4 protein-coding genes and 2 tRNA genes are annotated in these 6,447 nt (G+C 47.6%); 2 read left to right on the top strand and 4 right to left on the bottom strand.

The genetic code is table 11. The features are described 5' to 3' along the window. Nucleotides 1-302 precede the first annotated feature (302 nt). From ACTG33_RS15430 to ACTG33_RS15420, 3 genes are all read right to left on the bottom strand, one after another. Entirely contained in the window at nt 303-434 is a 132-nt protein-coding gene (locus ACTG33_RS15430) for a hypothetical protein (RefSeq protein WP_439136114.1), read from the bottom strand. Nucleotides 435-801: 367 nt separating this feature from the next. Next, nucleotides 802-878 (bottom strand) — tRNA-Asp (locus ACTG33_RS15425). 21 nt (nt 879-899) lie between these two features. Then, nucleotides 900-975, bottom strand: a tRNA-Val gene (locus tag ACTG33_RS15420). Nucleotides 976-1,163: 188 nt separating this feature from the next. Between ACTG33_RS15420 and ACTG33_RS15415 the strand changes: the two genes are divergently transcribed. Beyond that, nucleotides 1,164-2,552, top strand: a complete 1,389-nt coding sequence (locus ACTG33_RS15415; RefSeq protein WP_439136113.1) for a two-component system sensor histidine kinase NtrB — start codon at nt 1,164-1,166, stop codon at nt 2,550-2,552. A 17-nt stretch (nt 2,553-2,569) separates the two neighbouring features. Here the strand turns inward: ACTG33_RS15415 and ACTG33_RS15410 are convergent, their stop codons facing one another. Next, complete coding sequence (locus ACTG33_RS15410) at nt 2,570-5,008, bottom strand: DUF6351 family protein (RefSeq protein ID WP_439136112.1); 2,439 nt, start codon at nt 5,006-5,008, stop codon at nt 2,570-2,572. A 493-nt stretch (nt 5,009-5,501) separates the two neighbouring features. Here ACTG33_RS15410 and trmA point away from each other — a divergent pair. Continuing rightward, nucleotides 5,502-6,447 (top strand): tRNA (uridine(54)-C5)-methyltransferase TrmA (gene trmA / locus ACTG33_RS15405; RefSeq protein ID WP_439136111.1); only part of this gene is annotated, 946 nt, incomplete at its 3' end.

Raw genomic sequence — 6,447 nt, 5'->3', positions numbered from 1 at the left:
GTGCCTTTCAACATTTTATTATCGATGTTCTCTTCAGGCACAACTGTGATGGTGTAGCCAAAAAGAAGAATCAGATGACAAGCAAAATGGGCTGGAATACGAGAAGAAAGAATTAATCTGGCTGCCGATTGATTAAATCCGGCTGTAGCTTAGGGCTATAGCTTAGGTTTATAGGTTCGGCCTGTAGCTTAGGTCTGTGTGAAATGGCAGTTTGCGAGGCGTGTAGCTAGTGAGGTGAGTGGCTAGTGGCCAGTAGAATTTAATTGATGGGATAAAGAAAAAGGCTTGGGATGCCCAAGCCTTTAAACGTCACTGTAGTCTTCTGTCCAATCATCATCTTCGAATTCTTCGAAGGCGTTATCAAGAAGTTCTTCCAGATAATCTTGCATAGAGTAATCTCCGTGTTGTTGATAGTGATGCCCTTTGTAAGACACCTGAATTGATAGTTTTCTCCTCAGGTTGGTTTGTCCGGGCGGATTCAGTCAGGATTTGTGCGTTTGTTGCTACTCTTCTTTAGAACCCCATTACGTTTTTGCTGAGTTCTATATAGCGAATAGGCTCAAATCGCTGGCCTTGAATTAAAGATAGTCGATAGTTGTGACATTTCTATGACCCAGCTAGACAAATGGGTTATAAGAAAATAAGCAGATAAGAGACAGTAGCAATAGAATTTGAAATAAAGATCGATGCGATTTGAAACAGAGTTTGATCGTGGTGTGCTTTGGCTGAGCTTTGACGAGGCGTATTGCTTAGAGGAGCGTTCTTAACAGGGAAATAAAGGAGGTCTAAATTTAGGGTTATTGGCGGACCGGACGGGACTCGAACCCGCGACCTCCGGCGTGACAGGCCGGCATTCTAACCAACTGAACTACCGGTCCGCTGTATAACCATCTCTTGCTTGGTGGGTGGTGAGGGGATCGAACCCCCGACCCTCGCCTTGTAAGGGCGATGCTCTCCCAGCTGAGCTAACCACCCGATCTGCAAGAGAGGCGCATTCTACCTAATCCACCTGTTGTGTCAAACCTTTTTGACAAAAACTCTAATATCCTGCTAACTTGCTGATTTTATGAACAAATTGCGATGAGAATTGCAGACATCAGCAAAGCCTGACACTCTGACTCCAGCCAACACAGAAAGCTAATTGAAGTAAGGACAGACACCCCATGATTGGCGGAGATATAGAAGCTAACACCTTGCTTTGGGCGCTGGTTGCCCTTCAAACCATCATTATTATAGGTATCCAGCTCAGCCGCAGCCGTTATAAGCGCAAGAAGGAAGACCTGGGACAGGCTCAAAAAAATCTTGAGCAACGCGTTATCGAGCGCACCAACAAGCTTCGCAACATCAACAACCAGCTTTACGATGAAATCGCCAAACACGAAATCACTGAGGAACTGTTAAGAGAAACTCAGGATTATCTCAACAGCATCATCAATTCCATGCCTTCTGTATTGATTGGCATCACGCGCCAAGGGGTTATTACGCACTGGAACACTGCAGCAGCCAGAATCACAGACATAGAGGCGAAAGAAGCTTTGGGACAACATCTGGCTGAGGTTTATCCCGATCTGCCAGTGACGACTGAGATGATTCACGAAACCATCGACAAAGGCGTCCCCCAAATCAATGAAAATATCCAGCACGGTCAGGACAATCATGCACAACACAGTGATTTGACGATTTACCCCCTGCTCTCTTCTGAAATATCAGGCGCGGTTATCCGTCTGGATGATGTCACCATGCGTGTGCGAATTGAAACCATGATGATTCAGAACGAGAAAATGATGTCTTTGGGAGAGTTGGCCGCCGGTATGGCCCACGAGATCAACAATCCCTTAAGCGCAATCCTGCATGGCATCCAGAACATTTATCGTCGCACATCTCCCGACCTGGATCAGAATCATCGTATAGCTGACGACATAGGCATTAAGGTCGAACAGGTCCACGCCTACCTGAAGGCCAGAGATATCTTTAAATTCCTGGATGCCATTCGTGAAGCTGGAGATCGCTCAGCTCGGATTGTTACGAATATGCTGGAGTTTTCCCGTAGCAATAATCGTGATCATCAACTGGTAAGCCTGCCGGAACTGCTGGAGCACAGTCTCGAACTGGCAAAGAACTCCTTCGAACTGCAAACCCCTGAGGGCTCCGAGCAACTGGAAGTGGTCAAAGAGTTTGATGTCGACCTTCCTTTGGTAAGGTGTTCGCCCACTGAAATGCAGCAGGTCATTCTTAATTTACTGCGCAATGCCTGTCAGGCATTTAACGATGAAGAGTACGGTGCCCCACTCTACCCGAAAATCACTTTACGTATTCATGCTAGCGCAGGATCAGTCAGTATCGAAGTTCAAGATAACGGCCCGGGAATGAGCGAAGCGGTGAGTCGCCACATTTTTGAACCGTTCTTTACCACCAAAGAGGTAGGCAAAGGTACTGGGCTTGGGTTGTCGGTCACCTACTTTATCGTCACAGAACACCATGACGGCACGATTGAAGTGGAGTCATATCCAGGCAAAGGCACGAACTTTATTATCACCCTACCTTTAAGGTAAGTCTGTATCGACTGTCCTCACTGGCTCGATGCCGTCTCTGCCTCCAGTCGGGATAAAGTGATCGCTGAGTGCGCAGACATTTCTTTAGGTTCAGGCATTTTGGTCACTTCCCGAACCTCTTCCGACGGCTTCTTCTGTGTTATCTCAGGCTTTTGAAACTCGATTTGAGCTTGCTGATTGGGAGGGTTAACTGCATCCTGTGAGTTCGCCAGCATGGGCTTTGTCAAGAGGTTGTCGGGCCGTCCCAAGCCAGGCTGAGTAAAATCACAGACACCTTCTGGGAATATATGTTCAAGCTTCTCCTGGTATGGTGTCATATCTACCCTCCCATACAGTCCCTGTTTGATGGCCGCTGAAACTGGTTGAGTCTGGCATTTAAAGACATCTCCGGAGATCGGCGCCCCAGCAATTTCCCGAGAGGTCATATACGCTGGATATACCTGCATACAAGCTCCTACAGGCTGTTGATTCCAGGCGCCATCCCAAACCCGCGCTCCGCGCGCGATCGTTTCACCCTCTTTGTTAAAGCATGAATCCTCAGCAAAATAAGGACGATTTTCAGCAACAGAAAGCTCGTCGTTCATTTTGATGTTTAACAGCCACTCATCCATCACCGCAAAGGCGCGCTCGACCGGATTATAATCCGGATCGCTGATCCAAATGATTTGATTGGCCGCTGTTCCCTGACTTTTCAGCATCCGGGAGCGGGTCATGAACGAGGCTGAAGAGTGATGCATATCCAGCTGTGGATCGAGGTAATGCCTGACATCCAGGATTGGAAGGTCCAGCTGTCCAAGGAACACATGACCTGATCGAAACACACCCTCAATAGCATCCAGTGAAGCAGATGTACGGGCTGCAGGACTTTCCGGCCCTGACGGTAAAAGCTGGTTCTGGTGACTCCAAACAGACAGTTTTACCGGTAACACATCACCTTGCAGGAACCAGAATTCTTCTTGCTGCATTTGCTCTGGTGATTTCCAACCACCGACCTTGGCATTAATGGTCAGAAACTCTTCTACGGAGATCTTTTGCTCAGTTAACGCCTTCAAACCATATTGAATGCCGACATTATCCCAAATACTTTGAGCGTAACCGTTTTCATCCCGCCCATAGATTTGGTAGAGATCTTCCCAGTGGGTCCAGCGTATCTTTTTTTGAATTTCAGGGCTGAAATTTTTCGCGAAATGCACAAAGTTCGGGTTATTAACCAAGGGTGTAAGCCCGCGCCAGGAACTGACACATTCACTGCTACCACTTAACTGTTTAATACCATCAAAATTGCCCAGCAACACACTGGCCGCAGATGACATGGCCTGGAAATAATTGATGTTCGACTCGGTTGAACTCAGACCTTCCACCATCACCCGCTGCCCCCAACTCTCCCACCTGGGATTCTGACGATCCTGCACATCGAAGAAATATTCCAGTGGTTCGCAATCCAGCACGTAAGTGGTTTGAGACACCATATCCGGATAGGAATACAAGGGAATGAGACCATCGAGCAGACCTGGATGATTTTGAGCGAGCAAGTACTGCTGTATCGCGCCACCAGACCCACCAATACCTACGGTATACAGTGGATCGCCATAGAGACCGATGAATTGTTTTTTTACGCGGGCTGCGACATCTTCGGCAACCCACATATTGTAATGATTACTGGTCTGGTTTGCGGATGAATAGACTACAGCATAGCCTTTTCTTAATTGATCTTTCCGACGTTTCAGAATGTCGTTAGGTTTGATATTTCCCTGCCGTTTGCCAATACCAACGCCACCGCGAAACTGATATATCAAACGCTGATTCCATAGATTGCCTAACGGCCTTTCGAGAGACTCACCGTCTCCTTTCAGTACGGCGATGGCGTAAAAGAATCGATTAATGGTTCCCGTTTCAAGTCGTACGATAAAATCACGAGATACTCCGCTAATCGTAATCTTTTCTATGGTTTGCTCAGGTGTTTTTTTATCGATCCGGTAAAATCGACCATCTTTTGAATTGAGAAAAAAGTAGTTCGCGGCAGTTGGGTGCAGGCAATCGCGACTGTAACCAATGACCTCCTCTGTTGGTTCTCCTTCTTCATCCACCGAAAATACAGGAATCCCTACGCCTTCAAAATTGTCTGCAACTGGCTGAAGATGGGTAACCGTATTGCGCCCACACCAAAACGGATAAGTATTAGGGCCTGAAAATAACGGTTCAAGCGGACCGGTTTCGCCAATTTGTATGGGGAAGCGATAAGAGTCTTCGGGTCTTGGGGAGACGCCTGGATGGGATCCACTGTAGGCCGGATAGGCTCCGTAGTTACCCGAGCCGGAAGGTAAATGCTGAACGATGGTTTTGGGGGGCTCGTGCAATGAAGGCAGTTCAACCACGTATAAATAGGTTGAAACACCGATGACTCCCAGAAATAACAACCCTATTACGCCAAACGTCCACTTTAAAAAACGCAACATCGGAACCGCCTCTCTTGTTTTAAAGGGCCATGCACTGTGAAGGAGGTATACGGATTGATCCCCCAACAAGGTGAATCTGTTCATCTTGTATAAAAAGTATAGAGCCTCCCATTTAGTCAGGCTTGAAAAAACAGCAAGGCTTCAGCGTACTGAGCGCCCACATGAAACGCTCTCGATTGAAGTTTTAATGGGAAAGCCTCGCCCTTCCTGAATTTGAGAAAATTATCCTCCGAATTCAATATAGCCACCGGCCCCAAGAATCATCAGTTTGAATTCAAATTGTTCTTAAAACTGGCCATGCGCATCTGGCCTACTTCACGGTGTTTCAGAGTGTGACTTCCCGTTTGAGGAGTCCAAAGAAGTACCTTATTTACAGCCCAGATTCGCGCCGCGGGCCATCCAGTTAGGTTGTGAGAGGCCTCGTATCATCTGCGCTTAGTCAGTATAATGCCCGATCCCGCGATCCCTCTCATACAGCATTTCAGACAACATTATGGCCATCAACAGCGTATACCCCGATCAATACCATGCTCAGCTGAACGACAAGATTCAGCGTGTCACTGAACAGTTTGCTCAATTTTCACCTCCTGAGCTGGAGGCATTCGAGTCACCTGCCAGTCATTTTCGCATGCGTGCCGAGTTCAAGATCTGGCACGAACAAGATCAGGCACATTACGCCATGTTCCAGCCTGGAGAGTACAAAAAGCCCTTCATGATCGAAGAGTTCCCGGTGGGCAGCTTACTGATCAACCAATTGATGCCACTGTTACTGGAGGCGATTAACGCCGATACATTGCTTTCTCGGCGGCTTTTCCAGGTGGAATTTCTCACGACGCTGAGCGGTCAGGCTGTGATATCCCTGATTTACCACAGACCCCTGGATGAAATCTGGGCAGAAAAAGCGAAAACTTTGGCTGAACAGCTCAAGGTTCATATTATTGGCCGGAGCCGTAAACAAAAACTGGTGATTGGTCAGGATTATGTGGTTGAGACCCTTGAGGTCAACGGCAAACAGTACCAATATCAACAAGTGGAAACGGGCTTTACCCAACCAAATGCCAAGGTGTGCGAAAGCATGCTCAGCTGGGCTTTGTCTGGAGCGGGAAACCTGTCAGGAGACCTGCTGGAACTGTATTGCGGCAATGGTAATTTCACTATTCCCTTGTCTGAAGCTTTCGATAAGGTGCTGGCCACAGAGATCTCCAAAACATCGGTTAACTCCGCACAGTACAACCTGAAAGCCAATAACGTCAGCAACGTGGCGATTGCTCGCATGTCGAGTGAAGAGCTTTCTCAGGCAATGGACAAAGAGCGGGAATTCAGACGGTTAAAGGATATTGATCTAGACAGCTACCAGTTCTCGACCGTGTTTGTAGACCCTCCTCGTGCAGGACTGGATGAACACACCACCAATATCGTCAAAGGGTTTGATAACATTA

The sequence above is a fragment of the Pseudomaricurvus sp. genome (genome assembly GCF_965662505.1).
In the GTDB taxonomy this organism is placed as follows: domain Bacteria; phylum Pseudomonadota; class Gammaproteobacteria; order Pseudomonadales; family Cellvibrionaceae; genus Pseudomaricurvus.
Note: the sequence above shows the minus strand (reverse complement) of the source record. Positions and strands in the feature narration are given on the sequence as shown.